17 protein-coding genes and 6 tRNA genes are annotated in these 22897 nt (G+C 56.8%); 16 read left to right on the top strand and 7 right to left on the bottom strand.

Going from position 1 to position 22897, the window contains the following annotated elements:
* Positions 1–15: 15 nt before the first annotated feature.
* Complete coding sequence (locus tag KG007_RS11610) at positions 16–537, bottom strand: GNAT family N-acetyltransferase (protein WP_213349004.1); 522 nt, start codon at positions 535–537, stop codon at positions 16–18.
* 335 nt (positions 538–872) lie between these two features.
* On the opposite strand from KG007_RS11610, the gene KG007_RS11605 reads away from it, so the two are divergent.
* From KG007_RS11605 to KG007_RS11540, 14 genes are all read left to right on the top strand, one after another.
* Positions 873–946, top strand: a tRNA-Thr gene (locus KG007_RS11605).
* A 156-nt stretch (positions 947–1102) separates the two neighbouring features.
* Positions 1103–1185 (top strand) — tRNA-Tyr (locus KG007_RS11600).
* A 90-nt stretch (positions 1186–1275) separates the two neighbouring features.
* Positions 1276–1351 (top strand) — tRNA-Gly (locus KG007_RS11595).
* A 129-nt stretch (positions 1352–1480) separates the two neighbouring features.
* Complete coding sequence (tuf, locus tag KG007_RS11590; RefSeq protein ID WP_195458708.1) at positions 1481–2668, top strand: elongation factor Tu; 1188 nt, start codon at positions 1481–1483, stop codon at positions 2666–2668.
* 49 nt (positions 2669–2717) lie between these two features.
* A tRNA-Trp gene (locus KG007_RS11585) sits at positions 2718–2791 on the top strand.
* Between the two features lie 18 nt (positions 2792–2809).
* Positions 2810–3007, top strand: coding sequence for a preprotein translocase subunit SecE (gene secE, locus KG007_RS11580; protein ID WP_195458707.1), 198 nt, complete (start codon positions 2810–2812; stop codon positions 3005–3007).
* A 15-nt stretch (positions 3008–3022) separates the two neighbouring features.
* Positions 3023–3583, top strand: a complete 561-nt coding sequence (gene nusG / locus KG007_RS11575) for a transcription termination/antitermination protein NusG (RefSeq protein ID WP_195458706.1) — start codon at positions 3023–3025, stop codon at positions 3581–3583.
* A 16-nt stretch (positions 3584–3599) separates the two neighbouring features.
* On the top strand, positions 3600–4040 hold the full coding sequence (gene rplK, locus KG007_RS11570) for a 50S ribosomal protein L11 (RefSeq protein ID WP_195458705.1): 441 nt from the start codon (positions 3600–3602) through the stop codon (positions 4038–4040).
* 11 nt (positions 4041–4051) lie between these two features.
* A complete protein-coding gene (rplA, locus tag KG007_RS11565) occupies positions 4052–4750 on the top strand; it encodes a 50S ribosomal protein L1 (RefSeq protein WP_195458704.1) in 699 nt (232 codons plus the stop codon).
* Between the two features lie 17 nt (positions 4751–4767).
* A complete protein-coding gene (gene rplJ / locus KG007_RS11560; protein ID WP_213349002.1) occupies positions 4768–5292 on the top strand; it encodes a 50S ribosomal protein L10 in 525 nt (174 codons plus the stop codon).
* 39 nt (positions 5293–5331) lie between these two features.
* Complete coding sequence (rplL, locus tag KG007_RS11555) at positions 5332–5709, top strand: 50S ribosomal protein L7/L12 (RefSeq protein WP_195458702.1); 378 nt, start codon at positions 5332–5334, stop codon at positions 5707–5709.
* A gap of 235 nt (positions 5710–5944) precedes the next feature.
* The gene (rpoB, locus tag KG007_RS11550; protein WP_195458701.1) at positions 5945–9805 is read left to right on the top strand and encodes a DNA-directed RNA polymerase subunit beta; all 3861 of its coding nucleotides are present in this window, start codon (positions 5945–5947) and stop codon (positions 9803–9805) included.
* A 36-nt stretch (positions 9806–9841) separates the two neighbouring features.
* Positions 9842–14101 (top strand): DNA-directed RNA polymerase subunit beta', encoded by a 4260-nt coding sequence (gene rpoC, locus KG007_RS11545; protein ID WP_213349000.1) that lies wholly within the window; start codon positions 9842–9844, stop codon positions 14099–14101.
* A gap of 135 nt (positions 14102–14236) precedes the next feature.
* On the top strand, positions 14237–15049 hold the full coding sequence (locus KG007_RS11540) for an RHS repeat domain-containing protein (protein WP_213348998.1): 813 nt from the start codon (positions 14237–14239) through the stop codon (positions 15047–15049).
* A gap of 54 nt (positions 15050–15103) precedes the next feature.
* Here the strand turns inward: KG007_RS11540 and KG007_RS11535 are convergent, their stop codons facing one another.
* From KG007_RS11535 to KG007_RS11510, 6 genes are all read right to left on the bottom strand, one after another.
* Entirely contained in the window at positions 15104–17383 is a 2280-nt protein-coding gene (locus KG007_RS11535; protein ID WP_213348996.1) for a pectate lyase family protein, read from the bottom strand.
* Between the two features lie 135 nt (positions 17384–17518).
* The gene (locus KG007_RS11530; RefSeq protein ID WP_195458697.1) at positions 17519–18718 is read right to left on the bottom strand and encodes an L-serine ammonia-lyase, iron-sulfur-dependent, subunit alpha; all 1200 of its coding nucleotides are present in this window, start codon (positions 18716–18718) and stop codon (positions 17519–17521) included.
* 184 nt (positions 18719–18902) lie between these two features.
* A tRNA-Arg gene (locus KG007_RS11525) sits at positions 18903–18974 on the bottom strand.
* 61 nt (positions 18975–19035) lie between these two features.
* Positions 19036–20517, bottom strand: a complete 1482-nt coding sequence (locus tag KG007_RS11520) for an OmpP1/FadL family transporter (protein ID WP_195458696.1) — start codon at positions 20515–20517, stop codon at positions 19036–19038.
* Between the two features lie 221 nt (positions 20518–20738).
* A complete protein-coding gene (locus tag KG007_RS11515; protein WP_195458695.1) occupies positions 20739–21941 on the bottom strand; it encodes a pyridoxal phosphate-dependent aminotransferase in 1203 nt (400 codons plus the stop codon).
* A 27-nt stretch (positions 21942–21968) separates the two neighbouring features.
* Positions 21969–22229 (bottom strand): HU family DNA-binding protein, encoded by a 261-nt coding sequence (locus KG007_RS11510; protein WP_195458694.1) that lies wholly within the window; start codon positions 22227–22229, stop codon positions 21969–21971.
* Positions 22230–22402: 173 nt separating this feature from the next.
* Here KG007_RS11510 and KG007_RS11505 point away from each other — a divergent pair.
* Together KG007_RS11505 and KG007_RS11500 are read left to right on the top strand one after the other, a co-directional pair.
* Positions 22403–22487, top strand: a tRNA-Ser gene (locus KG007_RS11505).
* Between the two features lie 239 nt (positions 22488–22726).
* Entirely contained in the window at positions 22727–22846 is a 120-nt protein-coding gene (locus KG007_RS11500; protein WP_249413329.1) for an Arm DNA-binding domain-containing protein, read from the top strand.
* Positions 22847–22897: the final 51 nt, after the last annotated feature.

The raw sequence follows: 22897 nt of genomic DNA, 5'->3' as shown, positions 1-22897 counted from the left end.
TCGGAGCCTCCTTTTTCAGTGTGTCAGCACGTAGACGTTCAGGTCGATCCACGTCCCGTCGGAAAGTTGCTCGCCCTGCATTTCGATGTGGCTGCGCAGGAAGCCGAGGCGCTGCGGGATGCGGTTGCTCGGGAGGTTGCCCACTCCGCAGCGGATTTCCACGCGCTGCATCCCCATTTCTCCGAATGCGAGGTCGCAGAGCGCCTGCACGGCTGCCGTCATGATCCCCTTGCCCTGCTGCTCCTCGCGCAGCCAGTAGCCGATCTCGATACTGCGCTTGCGGCCGTCGGCCGATTTGAACCCGATCAGCCCGGCAAAGGTGCAGCCGTCGCGGAGCGTGAAGACCGGGTTGGCGGTGTCGGCAAGCATGCCGGCCACTACCTGCCGGGTTTGTTCGATCTGGTGCGTGTCGGCTACAAACGGAAGCCAGCGCCCCAAATGGAGGCGCTGCGTGTCGATCGAAGCGAAGATATCCGGGGCGTCTTCCGCGCGAAGAGCCCGGAGGCTGTAAGGGCCGAAAAGGGGTATCGTTTCCATAATGCATAAATTCTCAGGTTTAAAGATACGAAAAATAAGCGAATTCGGATTTCTTATATAAAATAGGTATTGCAGCCGCGGAAATATTCCTTGGGAGAATCGTCGCGATGCCGGTCGGGCCGGCGCGTAATATAGTTGGCCCGGAAGGGCGATATTTTTCGCAGAAGCTGTTGTGTTATTCAAAACTTTTCCTATCTTTGCACCCGATTTCGCCCCTGAAGTCAGGACGATCGGGCGCCGTTCTTTGAGAAGAGTGAAAAAGTAGAAAATTTATCCCGAATAATTTGCGAGGTAAATTTTTTATGCCTACTTTTGCAATCCAAAACGGTGAATACGCCGATGTAGCTCAGTTGGCCAGAGCAGCTGATTTGTAATCAGCTGGTCGGGGGTTCGAATCCCTCCATCGGCTCGGAGAGCCGATGCGAGAAGCGGATCGAAGGATCCGGTCGAACAAACGAGCAGCGGCAGACGAAAGCCCCCTCCGAAAGAGACGGCGCATGGCTCGAAGCCAGGTCGGGTTTCTTCGGAAACGGAAAACAAAACCGGAACAGGGAGCACAAAAATTGGGAAGTTACCAGAGTGGCCAAATGGGGCAGACTGTAAATCTGCTGGCTTACGCCTTCGGTGGTTCGAATCCATCACTTCCCACTAAAAGAGAGTGCCGGTTGGAGTTGCAAGACCCGGACGCCGTCGGAAGACGGTGCGAGGGGAGGGATGACTCTGATGCGGTATATTTTTGCGGAAGTAGCTCAGTTGATAGAGCATCAGCCTTCCAAGCTGAGGGTCGCGAGTTTGAGCCTCGTCTTCCGCTCCAGTACGCAGCAGCGTGTGATGCGAACGCCTCCGTTGAATGAAATGGGGAGTTTGTGTCGCTCGCTCGTTCTGCGAAATGAATTTTAAAACTTTAGGACAATTTTTAACAATACTTTAAATACTTAATACTATGGCAAAAGAAAAATTCGACCGGTCGAAACCGCACGTAAACATCGGTACCATCGGTCACGTTGACCACGGTAAGACCACTCTTACCGCTGCTATCACGACCGTTTTGGCTAAGAACGGTCTGTCGGAGCTCCGTTCGTTCGACTCGATCGACAACGCTCCCGAGGAGAAAGAGCGTGGTATCACGATCAACACCTCGCACGTTGAGTACCAGACGGCCAACCGTCACTACGCTCACGTAGACTGCCCGGGCCACGCCGACTATGTGAAGAACATGGTTACCGGTGCCGCTCAGATGGACGGTGCTATCCTGGTCGTTGCCGCTACGGACGGTCCGATGCCCCAGACCAACGAGCACGTGCTGCTCGCCCGTCAGGTGAACGTACCGCGCATCGTTGTTTTCCTGAACAAGTGCGACATGGTTGACGATCCCGAAATGCTCGACCTCGTCGAGATGGAGGTTCGCGACCTGCTTTCGAAGTATGAGTACGATGGCGACAACGCTCCCATCATCCGTGGTTCCGCACTCGGCGGCCTGAACGGCGAGGCTAAGTGGGAAGAGAAGATCATGGAGCTGATGGCTGCTGTCGACGAATATATTCCGATTCCCCCGCGTGAGAACGAGAAGCCGTTCCTGATGCCTGTTGAGGACGTGTTCTCGATCACCGGCCGTGGAACCGTTGTAACGGGCCGTATCGAAACCGGTATCATTCACGTAGGTGATCCCGTTGAGATCGTAGGTCTCGAGGAGAAGACCCTCACGTCGACCTGTACGGGCGTCGAGATGTTCCGCAAGCTGCTCGATCAGGGCGAGGCCGGCGACAACGTAGGTCTGCTGCTCCGCGGTATCGACAAGAAGGATGTTAAGCGCGGTATGGTAGTCGCTAAACCCGGCTCGATCACCCCGCACACCGAGTTCGAGGCTGAGGTCTACATCCTGAAGAAAGAAGAGGGTGGCCGTCACACGCCGTTCCACAACAACTATCGTCCCCAGTTCTACCTGCGTACGATGGACGTAACGGGTGAGGTTCACCTGCCCGCAGGCGTAGACATGGTTATGCCGGGCGACCACGTAACCATCTCCGTAAACCTGATCTACCCGGTAGCTATCAACGAAGGTCTTCGTTTCGCAATCCGCGAGGGTGGCCGTACGGTAGGTGCAGGTCAGATCCTGAAGATTCTGAAGTAATTCACAATCGATATTCCGGGAGGCGGTGAACCGCATCGCCTCCCTTTTTAGGAGCATAGTTCAAGGGTAGAATAGCGGTCTCCAAAACCGTTGATGGGAGTTCGAATCTCTCTGCTCCTGCCAAGAGTAAAAGACAAAGATATGTTCAAATACGTTAAAGAATCTTACAACGAGCTTGTAAACAAGGTAACGTGGCCTACGTTTCCGCAGCTCCAGAGTTCTACGATCGTCGTGATGGTGGCTTCGGTCATCTTCGCCGTGGTCGTTCTGGCAATGGACGTGACGTTCGAGAACGTGATGGCAGGCATTTACAAGACCCTGGGAAATCTTGGCCGTTAATTGTTTGCTGAAACGATGAGCGAGATTAAGAAACAGTGGTATGTCGTCCGTGCTATCGGTGGTAAGGAGGGAAAGGTCAAAGAGTATATCGAGGCCGAAATCCGCCATAACCACCTGGAGGACTACATTTCCCAGGTGTTGATTCCTACCGAAAAAGTCTATACCATCCGCAACGGAAAGAAGGTTTCGAAAGAGAAGGTTTCTTATCCGGGTTACGTGTTGGTGGAGGCCGCTTTCGTCGGCCAGATTCCGATTATAATTCGCAATACTCCCAATGTGCTGGGTTTCCTCGGCGACACCAAAGAGGACAGCCGCAAGATGAACGCTACGCCCCTGCGTCCGCAGGAGGTTGCGCGCATCCTCGGCCGCGTCGACGAACTGAGCGCACAGGAGGAGGAGAACGAAATACCCTTCTTTGTCGGCGAGACCGTCAAGGTTACGGACGGTCCTTTCTCGAGCTTCCAAGGTACTATCGAGGCCGTCGACAACGAGCGCAAGAAACTCACGGTATCGGTGAAGATATTCGGGCGCAAAACTCCTATGGAGTTGAGTTTCACCCAAGTAGAAAAAGAATAATTAACCAAGGAAAACTATGGCAAAAGAGATTGCTGCATTTATTAAATTGCAGATCAAAGGTGGTGCCGCCAATCCTTCGCCCCCGGTTGGTCCCGCATTGGGTTCTAAGGGAGTCAATATCATGGACTTCTGCAAGCAATTCAATGCTCGTACGCAGGACAAGGCGGGAAAGGTTCTCCCGGTCATCATCACTGTTTACAGCGACAAGTCGTTCGACTTTGTCGTAAAACAGCCGCCCGTAGCCATCCAGCTCAAGGAAGCAGCCAAAGCGAAGACGGGTTCCGCTCAGCCTAACCGCGACAAGGTCGGTCAGGTGACGTGGGATCAGGTCCGCGAAATTGCTCAGGACAAAATGCCTGACATGAACTGCTTTACACTGGAATCCGCTATGCGCATGGTTGCCGGTACTGCCCGCAGTATGGGTATCAGTGTCGTCGGAGAATTTCCTAATATGTAATTGCGAAGAAGATGAGTAAGTTGACAAAAAATCAAAAGATCGCCTACGCTAAGGTGGAAGCCGCTAAGGCTTACAAGCTCCCGGAGGCTGCCGCTCTTCTGAAGGAAATTACGTTCACGAAATTCGACGCTTCGGTGGATATCGACGTGCGTCTGGGCGTTGACCCCCGCAAGGCGAACCAGATGGTCCGCGGCGTGGTGACGCTTCCCCACGGAACCGGTAAAACGGTGCGTGTGCTGGTGCTTTGTACTCCCGAGAAGGAGGCCGAGGCGACGGCTGCAGGCGCTGACTATGTAGGTCTGGACGAGTATGTTGACAAGATCAAGGCCGGCTGGACCGACGTTGACGTGATCATCTGTACTCCCAACGTAATGGGTAAAGTCGGTGCGCTGGGCCGTATTCTGGGTCCCCGCGGACTGATGCCGAACCCCAAGACCGGTACGGTTACTATGGAAGTCGGCAAGGCCGTAAGCGAGGTGAAAGCCGGTAAGATCGACTTTAAGGTCGACAAATTCGGTATCATCCACACGACGGTAGGCAAGGTTTCGTTCTCGGCAGATCAGATCGTGGAAAACGCGAAAGAGGTGCTGAATATGATTATCAAGCTGAAACCGGCTGCTGCCAAAGGTTCTTATGTGAAGAGTATTTATCTCTCGACCACCATGAGCCCCGGCGTGCAGATTGATTCCAAATCAGTAGAAACCAAATAAGAAGGAGGAGAGAAGAGATGACTAAGGAAGAAAAACTGGTTGTTATTAACAACCTCGCCGAGCAGCTCCAGGCTTATCCTCACTTCTACATCACCGACATCGAGTCGCTGGATGCAGAGCAGACCGCTGCCCTGCGCCGCAAGTGCTTCGAGAGCGATGTAAAATTGGTGGTCGTTAAGAACACCCTCCTGGGCAAAGCCCTCGAAAAGGTGGAAAAGGCCGATGCTGATCTGGTAAAAGTATTGGAGGGTCCTACCTCGGTTATGTTCACGAACGTTGCGAAAGCTCCCGCTGTTTTGATCAAGGAGTTCCGCAAGAAATCGGACAAGCCCGTCCTGAAGGCGGCTTTCGCCGAAGGATGCGTTTACGTGGGCGACAACCAGCTGGACGCTCTGTGTAACATCAAGAGCAAGGAGGAACTCATCGGCGACATCATCGCGCTGCTGCAGTCCCCGGCCAAGAATGTTATTTCTGCATTGCAGGCTAATGCAGGCCAAAAGATTGCGGGCATCGTGAAGACGCTCGAATCGAGAAACAACTAATCACAAAAGAATTAAAAACAAATTAATAAGCTTACAACTATGGCAGACGTAAAGAAACTTGCTGAAGAACTGGTAAACCTGAAGGTTACCGAGGTAAACGAACTCGCACAGATCCTCAAGGAGGAGTATGGCATTGAGCCGGCTGCTGCCGCTGTTGCCGTTGCAGCTCCCGCTGCAGGCGCAGGCGAGGCTGCTGCTGCAGAGAAGTCGACGTTCGACGTAATCCTGAAGAACGCCGGTCAGGCCAAGCTCCAGGTTATCAAGGTAGTGAAGGACCTTGCAGGTCTTTCGCTGGGCGATGCTAAAGCGCTCGTTGACGGTGCTCCCAAGGCCGTTAAGGAGGGTGTTTCCAAGGAAGAGGCTGAGCAGATCAAGGGCCAGCTCGAGGAAGCAGGTGCTGAAGTTGAGCTCAAGTAGCATTGCTGCTTAAGCGTCAATAGAAGACGAACAGGTATAGGGCTTACCGCGTGTAAGCTCTATGCCTTTTCTTGGTCTAAAGACCGGAAGTGCCGATCAGGAGCTGTGTCCGGTTTTTGGAATATAGGATGCTCCCGGGGCGTAAGACGCCTTCATACGGGGGCATTGCCGGGATAATGACCCGCACATTTTGGGGAGCGTAACCCATTACACTTCAACTAATTTGGATTTTACGATGTCCGCAGCAAAAACACAACAAAGAATTAGCTTTTCGACAGTAAAAAACCGGGTTCCTTATCCGGATTTGCTGGAGGTACAGCTTAAATCATTCCGGGACTTTTTCCAGATGGATACCACGGCCGAGAATCGCAAGAACGAGGGGCTGTATAAGGTGTTTCAGGAGAATTTCCCCATCACGGATACCCGGAACAATTTCGTTCTGGAGTTTATCGACTACTATATCGACCCGCCCCGTTACTCGATCGAGGAGTGCCTGGAGCGCGGTTTGACATACAGCGTTCCGCTGAAGGCCAAACTGAAGCTTTACTGTACGGACGACGAGCACGAAGATTTCGGTGTTGTCGTTCAGGACGTGTACTTCGGGACGATTCCCTACATGACCGAACGCGGTACGTTCGTCATCAACGGTGCGGAGCGTGTCATCGTATCCCAGTTGCACCGTTCGCCCGGCGTGTTCTTCGGACAGAGCATGCACACGAACGGAACGAAACTCTATTCGGCGCGAATCATTCCTTTCAAGGGTTCGTGGATAGAGTTCGCTACGGACATCAACAACGTGATGTACGCTTACATCGACCGTAAGAAGAAACTGCCCGTTACGACGCTGCTGCGTGCCATCGGTTACGAGGCCGACCAGCAGATTCTGGAAATCTTCGACCTGGCGGACGAGGTGAAGGTCAACAAGGCCAACCTCAAAAAAGCCGTAGGCCGCAAGTTGGCTGCGAGGGTGCTCTCGACGTGGGTCGAGGACTTCGTGGACGAGGATACGGGCGAGGTTGTCTCCATCGAACGAAACAACGTGATCGTGGATCGCGAGACGGTTCTCGAGGAGGAGCATGTCGATCAAATCCTCGAGAGCGGCGCCAAGACGATTCTGCTGCACAAGGAGAATCTCTCGGGCATCGATTTCTCGATCATCTACAATACCTTGCAGAAGGACCCGTGCAACTCCGAGAAGGAGGCCGTGGTTTACATCTACAGGCAGCTGCGCGCTTCGGAGCCGCCCGATGAGGCGACGGCGCGCGACGTTATCGAGAAGCTGTTCTTCTCGGACAAACGCTATGACCTGGGTGACGTGGGTCGTTTCCGCATCAACAAGAAGCTGGGTTTGGATACCGATCCGGCCATTCGCACGTTGACGCGCGAGGACATCATCGCCATTATCAAATACCTGATCCAGCTGATCAACTCGAAAGCCGATGTCGACGATATCGACCACCTGTCGAACCGTCGTGTCCGCACCGTGGGCGAGCAGTTGTCGAATCAGTTCTCGGTCGGTTTCGTGCGCATGGCGCGTACGATCCGCGAGCGCATGAACGTGCGTGACAACGAGGTGTTTACCCCGGTGGACCTGATCAACGCCAAGACCCTCTCTTCGGTGATCAACTCGTTCTTCGGAACCTCGCAGCTCTCGCAGTTCATGGACCAGATCAACCCGCTGGCCGAGATTACGCACAAACGCCGTCTTTCGGCTCTCGGCCCCGGCGGTCTGTCGCGTGACCGCGCCGGTTTCGAGGTGCGAGACGTACACTATACGCACTACGGCCGCCTTTGCCCGATCGAGTCGCCGGAAGGCCCGAACATCGGTCTTATCTCGTCGCTGTGCGTTTATGCGAAGATCTCCCCGATGGGATTCATCGAGACGCCCTACCGCCGGGTAGAGAACGGCAAGGTCGACATGGATAATTCGCATATCCACTATTATTCGGCCGAGGAGGAGGAAGACCTGGTCGCCGCACAGGCGAACACCCCGATCGACGGGGAGGGCAACTTCCTGGAACCCGACCGTATCAAGGCGCGTGAAGGCGCTGACTTCCCCGTGGTTACGGCCAGCGAAGTCGACCTGATGGACGTGGCTCCGAACCAGATCGCTTCGATCGCCGCGAGCCTTATCCCGTTCCTCGAGCACGACGACGCCAACCGTGCGCTGATGGGTTCGAACATGATGCGCCAGGCCGTGCCCCTGGTGACTTCGGAAGCCCCGATCGTCGGCACGGGTATCGAGAAGGACATGATCTCCGACAGCCGCATTCAGATCGTGGCCGAGGGCGACGGCGAAGTAACGTTCTCCGACGCGACGAAGATTCAGATCAAATACGACCGCACGGAGGATGAAATCCTCGCATCGTTCGCTCCGGAGGTGACGACCTATACGCTGCCGCGCTACCGTCGTACCAACCAGAACACCTCGGTGACGCTGAGGCCCATCGTGCTGACGGGCGAGAAGGTGACCAAGGGACAGATTCTGACCGAAGGCTACTCGACGCAGCACGGCGAGCTGGCCCTGGGCCGCAACCTCAAGGTGGCGTTCATGCCCTGGAAGGGTTACAACTTCGAGGATGCTATCGTGATCTCGGAGCGTATCCAGCGTGAGGATATTTTCACCTCGGTGCACGTCGACGAGTATATCATGGAGGTTCGCGATACCAAGCGCGGTGTCGAGGAGCTCACCTCGGATATTCCCAACGTTTCGGAGGAGGCCACGAAGGACCTCGACGCCAACGGTATCGTACGTATCGGCGCCAACATCCACCCGGGCGACATTCTGATCGGTAAGATCACCCCGAAGGGCGAGAGCGATCCTTCGCCCGAGGAGAAGCTGCTCCGCGCGATCTTCGGCGACAAGGCCGGCGACGTGAAGGACGCTTCGCTGAAAGCCCAGCCGTCGCTGCACGGCGTGGTGATCGACACCTGCCTTTACAGCCGTGCCAACAAGGAAGGCAAGAAGAGCAAGAGCGCCGAGAAAGCCCAGTTGGACAAGCTCGACGAGAAGTTTGCAGCCGAAATCGCGGAGCTCACAAAGCGCCTGGTTTCGAAACTGTGGACGCTGCTCCAGGGCAAGACCTCTACGGGTGTTACCGACTACTTCGGGGTGGAACTCTATCCCGCAGGAACGAAGTTCTCGCAGAAGATGCTGGAAGAGATCGCCCGCAAATCGTCGGACGAGAAGACCGGCGTGGTGATGGGTTACCTGAACCTCGGTTCGTGCAACTGGACGGGCGACGCCCATACCGATGCACTTATCGAAGCTACCATTAATAATTACACCATCGAGTGGAAGAAGGCCGATGCCGCCATCAAGCGCGAGAAGTACAACATCACCAACGGTGACGAACTTCCCCAGACGGGCGTTATCCAGATGGCCAAGGTTTACATCGCCAAGAAGCGTAAGCTGAAGGTGGGTGACAAGATGGCCGGCCGTCACGGTAACAAGGGTATCGTTGCCCGTATCGTGCGCGACGAGGATATGCCGTTCCTCGAGGACGGAACGATCGTCGACATCTGCCTGAACCCGCTGGGCGTGCCTTCGCGAATGAACCTCGGCCAGATTTACGAGACCGTGCTCGGATGGGCCGGCCGTGAGCTGGGCATGAAGTTCGCGACGCCGATTTTCGACGGCGCTTCGCTCGACCAGATCAATGAATACACGGCACAGGCCGGCATTCCGCACAGCGGACGTACGTACCTCTATGACGGCGGTACGGGCGAGATGTTCGACCAGCCGGCTACGGTGGGCGTGATTTACATGCTCAAGCTGGGCCACATGATCGACGACAAGATGCACGCGCGTTCGATCGGTCCGTACTCGCTCATCACGCAGCAGCCGCTCGGCGGTAAAGCCCAGTTCGGCGGTCAGCGTTTCGGTGAGATGGAGGTTTGGGCGCTCGAAGGTTTCGGCGCCGCCAACATCCTGCAGGAGATTCTGACGATCAAGTCCGACGACGTGATGGGCCGTGCCAAGGCGTACGAGGCCATTGTCAAGGGCGAGAACCTGCCCAAGCCGGGTATTCCCGAGGCGATGAACGTGCTGCTGCACGAGCTTCGCGGTCTGGCCCTGTCGGTGAAACTCGAGTAAGGTGTATTTAAGAGGAAAAGAAAAACGAGAACAAATATGTCAATTACCAAAGACAATAAACCGAATAATGGTTACAGCCAGATTTCGATAGGCCTGGCCTCCCCCGAGGAGATCCTGGCCCAGTCGGCCGGCGAGGTGCTCAAGCCCGAAACCATTAACTATCGTACCTATAAGCCCGAGCGCGACGGTCTGTTCTGCGAACGTATCTTCGGCCCGGTGAAGGATTACGAGTGCCACTGCGGTAAGTACAAGCGCATCCGCTACAAAGGCATCGTCTGCGACCGTTGCGGCGTGGAGGTGACCGAGAAGAAGGTGCGCCGCGAACGCATGGGACACATCTCGCTGGTGGTTCCGGTCGTGCACATCTGGTATTTCCGCTCGCTGCCTTCGAAAATCGGCTACCTGCTGGGTATTCCGTCGAAGAAGCTGGAGGCGATCATCTACTACGAACGTTATGTCGTGATCAACGCCGGCGCCGCTTCCGAGCAGGGCATCGAGCGCCTGGCCACGCTTTCGGAGAAGGAGTATCTCGACGTTGTGGCTGCACTGCCGAAGGGCAATCAGTCGCTCGACGATTCGGACCCGAACAAGTTTGTCGCCATGATGGGCGCCGAGGCAGTGTATACGCTCCTGAAGCAGGTGGACCTCGATACGATGTCCTACTCGCTGCGCCACAAGGCTTCGACCGAGACTTCGCAGCAGCGTAAGTCCGAGGCCCTGAAGTGCCTGAACGTCATCGAGTCGTTCCGTGCTTCGGAGGGCAAGAACAAGCCCGAGTGGATGGTGCTCAACGTGATTCCCGTGATTCCGCCCGAGCTGCGTCCGCTGGTTCCGCTCGACGGCGGCCGTTTCGCCACGTCGGACCTGAACGACCTTTACCGCCGCGTTATCATCCGCAACAACCGTCTGAAGCGCCTGATCGAGATCAAGGCTCCGGAAGTGATTCTGCGTAACGAGAAGCGTATGTTGCAGGAGGCTGTCGACTCGCTGTTCGACAACTCGCGCAAGTCGAACGCCGTGAAAAACGAGTCGAACCGTCCGCTCAAGTCGCTGTCGGATTCGCTCAAGGGTAAGCAGGGCCGTTTCCGTCAGAACCTGCTGGGTAAGCGTGTCGACTATTCGGCCCGTTCGGTCATCGTCGTCGGCCCCGAGCTGAAGATGCACGAGATGGGTATTCCCAAGGATATGGCCGCCGAGCTTTACAAGCCGTTCGTGATCCGCAAGCTCATCGAGCGCGGTATCGTGAAGACGGTGAAGTCGGCCAAGAAGATCATCGACCGCAAAGACCCCGTGATCTGGGGCATCCTGGAGAACGTTATCAAGGGTCACCCCGTGCTGATGAACCGCGCCCCGACGCTGCACCGACTGGGTATCCAGGCGTTCCAGCCCAAGCTGATCGAGGGTAAGGCCATGCAGTTGCACCCGCTGGCCTGTACGGCGTTCAACGCCGACTTCGACGGCGACCAGATGGCCGTGCACCTGCCGCTGGGCAATGCCGCCATCCTGGAGGCACAGTTGCTGATGCTGGGTTCGCACAACGTCCTCAATCCCGCGAACGGCGCGCCTATTACCGTGCCTTCGCAGGACATGGTCCTCGGTCTCTACTACATCACCAAACCCCGCAAGGGCGTGAAGGGCGAAGGCCGCGTATTCTACGGCGCTGAGGAGGCGATCATCGCTTACAACGAGGGGCAGGCCGACCTGCACGCCATCGTGAAGTGTATGGTCGACGACCTGGACGAAAACGGTAACCAGGTGCGTGTGCTGAAGGAGACGACCATCGGCCGTATTCTCTTCAACCAGATGGTTCCCAAGGAGGTAGGTTACATCAACGAGATTCTGACGAAACGTTCGCTGCGCGATATTATCGCCGTGGTGATGAAGAAGGCCGGCGCCGACAAGGTGGCCGCGTTCCTCGACGATATCAAGAACATGGGTTACCGGATGGCCTTCCGCGGCGGTCTGTCGTTCAACCTCGATGCCGTGATTATCCCCGAAGAGAAGGAGAAACTCGTGCAGGAGGGTTACGAACGTTCGGATGCCATCATGGAGGACTACAACATGGGTCTTATCACCAACAACGAGCGATATAACCAGATCATCGACGTTTGGACGAACATCAATACGAAGCTGACGAAGGTCGTGATCGAAACGCTGATCAAGGACAACGACGGTTTCAACCCGGTATACATGATGCTCGACTCCGGAGCCCGTGGTTCGAAGGAGCAGATTCGCCAGTTGAGCGGTATGCGTGGTCTGATGGCCAAGCCGCAGAAGTCGGGTGTCGAGGGTGGCCAGCAGGTCATCGAGAACCCGATCCTTTCGAACTTCAAGGAGGGACTTTCGGTGCTCGAGTACTTTATCTCGACCCACGGAGCCCGTAAGGGTCTTGCCGATACCGCCCTGAAGACGGCCGACGCAGGTTACCTGACGCGCCGTCTGGTGGACGTTGCACAGGACGTGATCATCAACGAGAAGGACTGCGGCACGCTGCGCGGACTGACGGCTACGGCCATCAAGCGCAACGACGACGTGGTACAGACCCTCTACGACCGCATCCTGGGCCGTGTGGCCCTGAACGATGTGATTCACCCGCTGACCGGCGAGGTGCTTTGCGAGGCCGGCGAGGAGATCACCGAGTCGATTGCCGAGGCCATCGAAAAGTCACCGCTGGAGTCGGTGGAGATCCGTTCGGTGCTGACCTGCGAGTCGCGCCGCGGTGTTTGCGCGAAGTGCTACGGCCGCAACCTGGCTACGGCCCGCATGGTCCAGAAGGGCGAAGTAGTCGGCGTTATCGCCGCGCAGTCCATCGGCGAGCCGGGTACGCAGCTTACTCTGCGTACGTTCCACGTCGGCGGTGTGGCCGGTGGTACGGCCGTCGAGACCAATGTCGTTTCGAAATACGAAGGTCGTCTGGAGATTGACGAGCTGCGCACCGTCAAGGGCAAGAACGCAGCCGGCGAGGCCATCGACATCGTGATTTCGCGTCAGTCGGAGTTCCGCATCGTCGATCCCAAGACCGAAATCGTACTTTATACGCACAACCTGCCCTACGGTTCGACGCTCTTCATGGGCGACGAGGCCGAGGTCAAGAAAGGCGATCTGATCTGCGAGTGGGACCCCTACAATGCCGTTATCATTTCGGAGTACGAGGGACGTGCCGCCTATGAAAGCGTTATCGAGGGTATCACCTACCGCGACGAACGCGACGAGCAGACGGGCCTTTCGGAGAAGGTCGTGATCGAGTCGAAAGACAAGACCAAGAACCCCGTTATCAAGATCGTCGACAAGGAGGGTCTCGAGGTTAAGCAGTACAACCTGCCCGTAGGCGCCCACGTGGTGGTCAAGGACAACGCCCGGATCAAGGCCGGCGATATCCTGATCAAGATTCCGCGTGCCGTCGGCAAGTCGGGCGGCGACATCACCGGTGGTCTGCCGCGTGTTACGGAGCTTTTCGAGGCCCGTAACCCGTCGAACCCCGCCATCGTATCGGAGATCGACGGCGAGGTAACGTTCGGCAAGATCAAGCGCGGTAACCGTGAGATCATCATCACCTCGAAGCAGGGCGACGTGAAACGTTACCTGGTTCCCCTGTCGCGCCAGATCATCGTGCAGGAGAACGACTACGTGAAGGCCGGCAGCCCGCTGTCGGACGGTGCGATCACTCCGAGCGACATCCTCAATATCCTCGGTCCTACGAAGGTACAGGAGTACATCGTCAACGAGGTGCAGGAGGTATACCGTATGCAGGGTGTGAAGATCAACGACAAGCACTTCGAGGTCATTGTTCGTCAGATGATGAACAAGGTGAAGATCGAGGACCCGGGAGACACCCGTTTCTTCGAGGATCAGATCGTCGACAAGTGGGAGTTCATGGATGTGAACGATGAACTCTACGACAAGGTGGTTGTTACCGACGCCGGCGAGTCGACTTCGCTGCAGCCCGGACAGATCGTTTCGCTGCGTAAGCTGCGCGACGAGAATTCGAGCCTCAAGCGCCGCGACCAGCAGCCTGTTCAGGTGCGTGACATCGTGCCCGCGACCTCGACCCAGGTGTTGCAGGGTATCACCCGCGCCGCATTGCAGACTTCGAGCTTCATTTCGGCGGCTTCGTTCCAGGAGACGACCAAGGTCTTGAACGAGGCGGCCATCCAGGCCAAGGTCGATCCGCTGGAGAACCTCAAGGAGAATGTGATCTGCGGTCACCTGATCCCCGGCGGTACGGGCTTGCGCGATTACGACGACCTCGTAGTCGGTTCGAAAGCCGATCTGGAGAGCCTCCAGCAGGCACAGTAGTTGAAGGGCCGGTTGGGCCGGACATCGGCCGGACCGTCCTCCGTATATCGAAAAAAGCCTCTCCTTTTCGGGAGAGGCTTTTTTGTGCCTGCCGGGATTTTTTTCATACCTTTGTGCCGTCACTATCTCAGAATTATGCAGAAATCGAATCGGTTTGTCTTGCCGGCGGCTGTGCTGGCCGTGCTTTTTTTATTGGCCGGATGCGTCGGCCGTCCGAAACAGAATGCAGCGGCGCAGGCGCAGGCGGAGACATTCGGCAGCGGGGCGCCTGCGGACAGTTGCGAAATCCCGGTGCGGCATAACGAAGCGTGCCTGGCGCTATTCGAACTCACGGGGCCGGTGGAAAACTGCCGGGTGGAGAACTGGCAGACCGGAACCGCCGAAGGGGAATACGAGGAGGCCGACATGATGTGGAGCCGGGATTACGGATTCAACCGCAGGGGATATCTGGTACTCGACGGATGCGCCGAATACACCTATCGGGCGGATACGGTCTTTCTGTATGGCGAGGATGCGCAGGCCGGGATGTCGGCGTCGCTGACCTATGATGCCGTAGGGAGGATCGTTGCGCAGAAACTCGAATACCAGGGGGATGCGGTGGGCGACGGCGAGCAGTCGACCGAATTTTCATACGATGACGCCGGACGGTTGGCGCAGACCTATGCGGCGCTATGGGAAACCGGCGTGGAAACCGTCTATACGTATGATGCGCAGGGACGGCTTGCGACCCGTCGGGAAACTGCCCATAATTACGATGAAGATACGGAGCGAATCCATGTCTATGAATACGTGAGTTTCGATGAACACGGCAACTGGACCGAGCGCAAGGTAACCGTGAAAAGTACTTCCGTGCAGCCGGTTGAGGGGGCCGAACACGAGCGGTCGGAGGTCGTTCACGATCCGGACGCCTATCAGTTGGAGTTTCGGAAAATCACCTATTACGAATAGCGAAAATCCCGGGGCCGTTGCAGGCTCCGGGATTTTTCTGTCTGTGAGGTCGTCTTATTCGAAGGCGACGGCCTGTCCGTTGAGTTTCAGGTTGCTGAAAACGGCCTCCGAGGTCTTCTTGCTGTCGCCGCTGCTGGCTACAAGGCCGAGCAGCAACTTGTCGGGCAGCCCGCTGATGGTGACGGACTTTTCCTTGCCGAACGTTGCACCTCCGTCGAGCGAATAGGATGCTGTGAAGGTGTCGCCCGAACGTTCGAGCCGGATGATGGGGCTGCTTCCGGTCGTTGCTTCCGGAGCGCTTAACTCGCCCTTTCCGGCTTTTCCGGCGGCTTCTGCCCGGTTGGAATAGTAGAATTTCGCAAGTCCCTTGGCTGCCATGGCGTGAATGAAATCACCGCTTGAGGCAGTTGCCACATCGGGTGTGACCAGCAGGCCCGCCAACGCCTGGTTGGTCTCTTTCAGGGCTGTGTAGGAGTCGACCTGTGCGGTCGCGACGAAATTGCCTGTAACCTCCTTGTAGACGAATCCGAAAGTCTGTGTACCGCTTTCGAATTTGCCGCAGGCCGTCAGGGTCAGTTGACTGCCCTTGCAGACTGCCGTGGCTTGGGTCGTGCCGTTGGAGAGCAGTGTCCAGCCGTTGCCGAGGTCGCTGCCGCCGGGTTGATCGGGATCGGTTCCCGGGTCCGGATCGGTTCCGGGGTCGGTTCCGCCGCCCGAAATACCGCCGTTGTCCGCCTCTTTGGGCGCCGAGGCGTAACCGGAGAGTTTGCCCGTACCTGCGGCCGAAGGAACGATCTCGGCCAGCCGGTCGGCGGGGTCCACGATGTAGTTATACGAGGGCTTGAAGTCGTCGTAGGTCAGCGGCGCGGCGAGTTTTTCGCCGTTGTAGGCCTTGTACTCCACGTTGGTGAAGGGATAGGGTGACGTGGCGTCGGCGGGTTTATTGTTGAAGACGTTGCCGCGTTCGTAGAGATAGCCGGCCACAGAGCCTTGCAGATTCGAAACCCAACTGCTGCCGCTCGGTTTGGCGGGGTAGGTGCAAATATCGGTAGGCAGTTTTACGCCTTCGAAACAGTTGTCCTCGACGAGTACCATCGCTCCGTAAGCGCTGCCTACGCCGTAGGTGGTAACCTGGTTGAAGTAGTTGTTAAAGACGTGGGCGCGGCCGAAGCGTACGCGCGGGTGGCGCGAACTCGACAGGTCGAAGAAATTGTGGTGGAACGTTACAGTGATCTTCGTGTCGGCCGTCTGGCCGTTCGAATGGCCTACGAGGCACGACTTCTGGGTTTTGATGAAGTGACACCACGACACGGTGACGTTGTAGGTTTGGTGCGTTACGTCACACGAGCCGTCCTCGTAATCCTTGGTCTGGTTCACCGACTCGAAGGTGCAGTGGTCGACCCAGACGTTATTGCTTTCCTGCATCGAGATGCCGTCAGCGCCGTTATCCGCCTTGGGCATCTTGATGTAGATGTTGCGGATGATGATGTTCGAGGCCTCGTTGAGGAAGAAGCCGATGTTCTCCATCACGAAATCGTTCGTGCCGTAAATCGAAAGGTTCTTCGTGCGCTTTATGTCGAACCACGGGCTTGCGGAACTGCCTCCGCGGCCGTTTTCCTTGGTGAACCTGCCGCTCAGCCAGACGATTGCCGGGACCTCGCTCTTGTTCTTTTCGCGGAGGTTCAGCCACTGCTGGAATTTGTCGCCGTCGTTGAAGTGGTGTATGTTGGCTTCGGTGGCGCCGGCGCCGCCCGTCGTGCCTTCGGCATAGCCGTAGAGTTTGTCCAGTTCGACGTTGCCTGTTACGGGAGGCGTCGGGTCATCAGGCTGGTCGGGTTGGTCGGGATTCTCCGGATCGGGGTTCTCGACGGGTTCCTTGCCGCCTTCCTGTTCGGTGATGTTGGCGATGCAGACGGCGTTGTTCACCGAAACGATGTCGGCATGGAGCAGGACCTTTTTACCGACCAGGTCGGGATGGTCGACGATGTTCAGGCGGGCCTGTATGTCGGAATTGTCGGCCAGTTCGACGCGGATGCACTTGTCGGGGCGGTACTCGTTGGCTTTCGATGCAAGCAGGATGTTGCTGCGCGAAGGTTTGTCTGAACCTACGGACATCGTGCTCGCTCCGGCTTCGGCGCCCGCGACGTAGCCCCGTATCCAGACGGATGACTGTCCGCTGATCCCGGCGATGTCGTTCACGCCGAAGGGATCGTCCTTGGTTCCTGCCGGCAGGGTTGCGGCGGGAGGTTCGGGCGCGGGGTCTTTGGTCGTGTCGTCGCTGCAGGCTCCGGTCAGCAGCGGGATGGCCAGCATGAGAAGTAAAAATCGTTTCATACGTATTGTGGTTTTAGGTTGACGTTAGCTGATAACAAAATTAACCCGCCGGAGGCACTCCGACGGGGAAATTTTATCCGTTTACAGGGAAAAATCGTCACACGCCGGAAAGGTTGTTCCGGCGCGCCTGAAACCTTAGCGTTTGAAACGTTTGGCAAGGCCGCCTTCGGAGGTCTCGCGGTAGAGGCTCGGCAGCGCATGGCCCGTTTCGTTCATCACCTCCACGACCTTGTCGAAGCTCACCATGTGGGAGCCGTCGGAGAGCGTGGCGTAGGCGTTGGCATCGAAAGCGCGGGCAGCGGCAATGGCGTTGCGTTCGATGCAGGGGACCTGTACCAGCCCGCATACGGGGTCGCACGTGAGGCCCAGGTGGTGTTCGAGACCCATTTCGGCGGCATACTCGATCTGCGACGGGGTTCCGCCGAAGAGTTGGCACGCCGCGGCGGCGGCCATGGCACATGCCACGCCGACCTCCCCCTGGCAGCCGACCTCGGCGCCCGAGATGGAGGAGTTGGTTTTGGCGACGTTGCCGAACAGCCCGGCCGTGGCCAGCGCCCGCAGGATGCGGATGCGCAGGAAGTTACGCGAGGTGGCCAGGTGGTAGAGCACCGCGGGCATGACGCCGCTCGACCCGCAGGTGGGGGCCGTTACGACCGTTCCGCCCGAAGCGTTCTCCTCGGAGGTGGCCAGCGCGTAGGCGTAAATCTTGGCGCGCGAACTCAGCGAATCGGTATAGCTTTTCGATTTGACCCAGTAGGTCGAGGCCTTGCGGGCGACTTTCAGGCCTCCGGGCAGTACGCCGTCGTTGTTCAGCCCGCGGTCGATGGTCTCGCACATCACGGTCCATATCCGGTCGAGGAACTCCCAGATTTCGGGGCCCTCGCAGTCGCTGACATACTCCCAGTAGGTTTTGCCCTCGCGGTAGCACCACTCCTTGATCTCGGAGATGGTGGACAGCGGGTAGAGGCTCTGGGGTGTTTCGAGGCGGGTGGCTTCGTTGGCCAGCGCACCGCCGCCGATGCTGTAAATGGTCCAGGAGTCGGTGACCTTGCCGGCCTTCAGCCCTTCGAACAGCATGCCGTTGGGGTGGAAGGGGAGGACGACTTCGGGTTTCCAGACGATTTCGGCCGGAGCTATCGGTTCGAGCACCGAGAGGATCGCCACGTCGGTAAGGTGGCCTTTGCCCGTCGCTGCCAGCGACCCGTAGAGCGTTACACGGTAGGCGTCGACATCGCGGCAGCGCTCCGCAAACTGTTCCGCAGCCCGCTTGGGGCCCATTGTGTGGCTGCTCGACGGGCCATTGCCGATTTTATAGAGTTCTTTGAGCGATTCCATGTCGTCTTGTTTTACGGAGCAAAGATAGGTAAAATTCCATAAGAAAAGGAGGAATAAACTTTTCTCGCTTTTTAACTACATAGATGTGCGGAAGTCTCCCTTTTCAAAGAGAGATTTAGAAGGATTGTCTGTATGAGCCCAGAGGGCTACGAGAAAGGGAGGATATCAATTCCTCCCTTTCTCGTAGCCCCACCGCGACTCGAACGCGAATTTAGGGTTTAGGAAACCCTCGTTCTATCCCTTGAACTATGGAGCCGTTAAAACAATGCGGCGCACCTCGGAGAGATGCGCCACAAAGGTAATAAATTTTTCCGTTTTTAGAAACTGAAACCTACGCCGAGGGAAAATACGTTGGCGTGGAGCTTGTAGTTGCCCGAGAAGACCTCTTCGAGTTTGCCGCTCGTATAACCGTAGACGGGGTAAGAACCGCTGCGCTCGGGGTCGGCCGACGATACGTAGCAGTAAGCCAGGTCGATGGACATGAATTTCGTGGGACGCAGGCTGACGCCGGCGGTGTAAGCCACTTTGGTCATCGACGGGGTCTCGGGGTTGAGGTAGTCGCTGCTCACGGGGCTTTCGTCGACGTACATACCCATGCGGGCCGTGATGAAATCGGTTGCACGGTACTGCGCTCCGAAGCGGAAGGCCAGTGTGTTCGAATAGTTCTTCACCGAGTAGATGGGTTTGATGCCCAGTTCCTCTTCATTGAAGACGACATTCAGGGCTTTGTAGGCCGACCATCCGGTCCATTGGAGGTCGACGGCCAGTTCCCATTTCACGGCCGGGCGGAACGATACGCCCCATGTTACGGTTGTCGGAAGGGGCAGTTCGGCGTTGAACGTACCTTTGTCGAGGCCCGGGATCAGTTCGGTTCCCGGAGAGAGCTGGCCGAGTTGGGCAATGAGCGCCGCAGCCGTCGGGTCGATGTTCATCGTTGCGTGGCCCTTGCCGACTTTCATGTTCAGGCGCGAACGGTAGGTCATGGCCAGCGACCATTCGTCGGTAATGTCCCACAGGAAGCCGGCGTTTACACCCACAGCCACGTCGGCGTCGCCTTCGAGTTTGGCCGATACCAGCGACTGGCTCATCGTGTTGTTAAGATAACCTTTGGCGCCTTCGAGCGTCTGGAGGGTTGCGGTTGCCTGTGCAAGGGCCTCACCCGTAAGTGCGCCGCTGTTGATGGCCCCTTCGAGTTGGGTGATTTTCGGGTCGATCATGCCTGCGATGAGCCCGCGGCGTGTCGTGGGCGAAAGCAGCGAACGCGACAGGTCGAAATTACCCCACGAAACCATCAGGCCCGCGCCGATCGAAAGGCGGTCGCAGATTTTGTACGATACGGTAGGTTGGAAGGTGAAAGCCGTGAGGTTGATCTCCTGCACGAGGTGCGCTCCCGACCAGTTGTTGCCCCAGTTCATCGAGGAACCGTAAGGGGTGTAGAAGCCCAGGCCGACGGCCAGCCGTTCGGTCGGCTTGTAGTTGAAATAAACATGGATCGGGGTGGAGAGCTTATTGTCCGATTTCTCGCTCGGGCCGCTTGTATAATCGTTTCCGAGGGTCGGCAGCGACTGGTAACGGACGTTGGAAAGGATACCCGTGAACCCGGCCGAAATATCGAACCGGCTGCTCTGGAAAGCCGAGGCTGCCGGGTTGAAGAAAATCGACTCGGAGTTGAGCTTCATGGCGGTTCCTACGTGACCCATACCGGTTTGCTTAGCCGACATGTTGTTTACCTGATAACCTTCGGCGTAAGCGCCGGTGGCAATGGCAGCGGCGGCCAGAACGAGGATAAGTTTTTTCATAACGAATTGGTTTGGTTTATACTCGGCATGTCTCGCGGCATGCAAAATCGGGGCAAAAGTAGGAAAACTATCCCCATAGCCCAAACTTTTTGGCCTAAAATTCCCGAAAACTATCCTAAACGGCATAGCTTTGGCCGAATTGGTGGGTCCGGACCGGGGGGCCGTGTAACGGGAAGGAATGCTTTTATCGAAAAAAGACCCGCCTGCAGGCGGGTCTCGGGTTATTTCTTCGTTTTGGCGTTGTAGGCTTCGAGCGCTTTGCCCAGGATAAGCAGGGCCCGTTCCAGGTCCTCCTTTTTGAGGACGTAGGCAATGCGGACTTCGTTGCGGCCGCATGCGGGGTCGGAATAGAAACCCGACGCCGGGGCCATCATGACGGTTTCGCCTTCGTATTCGAAATCCGAGAGACACCACGCACAGAATTTGTCGCTGTCGTCGACCGGGAGCCGCGCCACGGTGTAGAAGGCGCCCATGGGGATCGGCGAGTAGACGCCGGGGATGCGGTTCAATCCGTCGATCAGGCATTTGCGGCGTTCGATATACTCTTCGTAGACCTCGGTGCTGTACGACCGCGGGGCATCGATCGACGCTTCGGCCACGATCTGCCCGATGAGCGGCGGCGAAAGGCGCGCCTGGCAGAACTTCATCACGGCGTTGCGCAGCTTCTTGTTCTTGGTGATCAGCGCGCCGATGCGGATGCCGCATTCGGAGTAGCGTTTCGATACCGAATCGATCAGTACAACGTTCTGTTCGATGCCTTCGAGATGGCAGGCCGAAATGTAGGGCGAGCCGGTATAGATGAATTCGCGATAGACTTCGTCCGAGAAGAGGAACAGGTCGTATTTTTTCACCATGTCGCGGATGCGGTTCATCTCGCGCCGGGTGTAGAGGTAGCCCGTGGGGTTGTTGGGATTGCAGATCAGGATGCCGCGCGTGCGGTCGTTGATCAGTTTCTCGAACTCTTCGATCGGGGGCAGCGCGAAGCCGTTTTCGATCGACGAGACGACGGGACGGATCACGGCGCCTGCCGAAATGGCGAAGGCCATGTAGTTGGCGTAGGCCGGTTCGGGCACGATGATCTCATCGCCGGGGTTGAGGCACGACATGAAGGCGAACAGTACGGCCTCGGAGCCTCCTGTGGTGACGATGATCTCCTCGGGCGAGAGCTTGATCTGGTATTGCTCGTAATAAGTAACCAACTTCTCGCGCAGCGAACGGTAGCCGTCGCTGGGGCTGTATTCCAGAACCTTGCGGTCGATGTGTTTCAGGGCTTCGAGGCCCTCTTTCGGCGAAGGCAGGTCGGGCTGGCCGATGTTCAGGTGGTAAATCTTCGTTCCCCGGGCGCGGGCGGCGTCGGCCAGCGGAACGAGTTTGCGTATCGGAGAGGCCGGCATCTGCTCGGCGCGGAGTGATATTTCAGGCATGTTTCGGGATTTTTGCGGACGGGGCGGTTATTCGACCTCGACCGTGGGACGGAATTTGATGACCTTGCGGGGTGGAATCTTCACGGCGGCGCCTGTGCGGGGATTGCGCCCTATGCGCTCGGACTTCTGCTGCACGCTGAACGAGCCCAGCCCGGTCAGGGTCAGCCGTTCGCCCTCGCGGAGAGCCTGCACCGTAACCCGGATGATAGAGTCGACGGCCTTGCGGGCCTCGATCTTCGAGATGTTCGCATCGAGGGCGACAGCCTCGACCAAATGAGCTTTGTTCATAACATCGTTGCGTGAAGAAAATAACCTCTAGGTCCTAACTCACTGACAAAGATATGCAAATTTCGGATAAAGACGAAAATTATTGTCCGAATTTGATTTTCGGCGCGGCGGTATGGACGATAAATCGGGGTAAAGATTTGGCGGAATGGAAAATCGGTACTACTTTTGTGCCCGGAAGGATGGCGGAGTGGTCGATCGCGGCGGTCTTGAAAACCGTTGAACTGCAAGGTTCCGGGGGTTCGAATCCCTCTCCTTCCGCCGAAGTACGACGAATAAAACAGCAAAACCCTGCAAATTAATTATTTGTGGGGTTTTGTGTGTTTAGTCCATAGGCATTAAAAAGCAGAGTAACGCAGGTCGGGAGTGGCCTATCCGGTGTACCGGATTTTTGATCGGATAAGTACGCCGAATTGCTAATAATGCGCTGTATTTCATTGCTTTACATCTTGATATAAGACGCTTGGGATATTATTTTTGTACCCTTAAAATAAGTGTCTATGGAAAGGACTACTTTCAGCCTGCTTTTTTACATCCGCAGGACTAAACTCAACAAAGCGGGCGAAGCCCCGATTTTCATGTGCGTAACCGTGAATGGACTGCGCGCGATGCCTCGGTAAAGCGTTTTATCGCTCCAAAAGTTGTCGGTCGATATTACGAGCCCTCAAAGT

Origin of the sequence: Alistipes montrealensis, from assembly GCF_018362775.1 — a bacterium.
In the GTDB taxonomy this organism is placed as follows: domain Bacteria; phylum Bacteroidota; class Bacteroidia; order Bacteroidales; family Rikenellaceae; genus Alistipes; species Alistipes montrealensis.
This window is presented reverse-complemented; position numbering and strand designations above follow the sequence as displayed.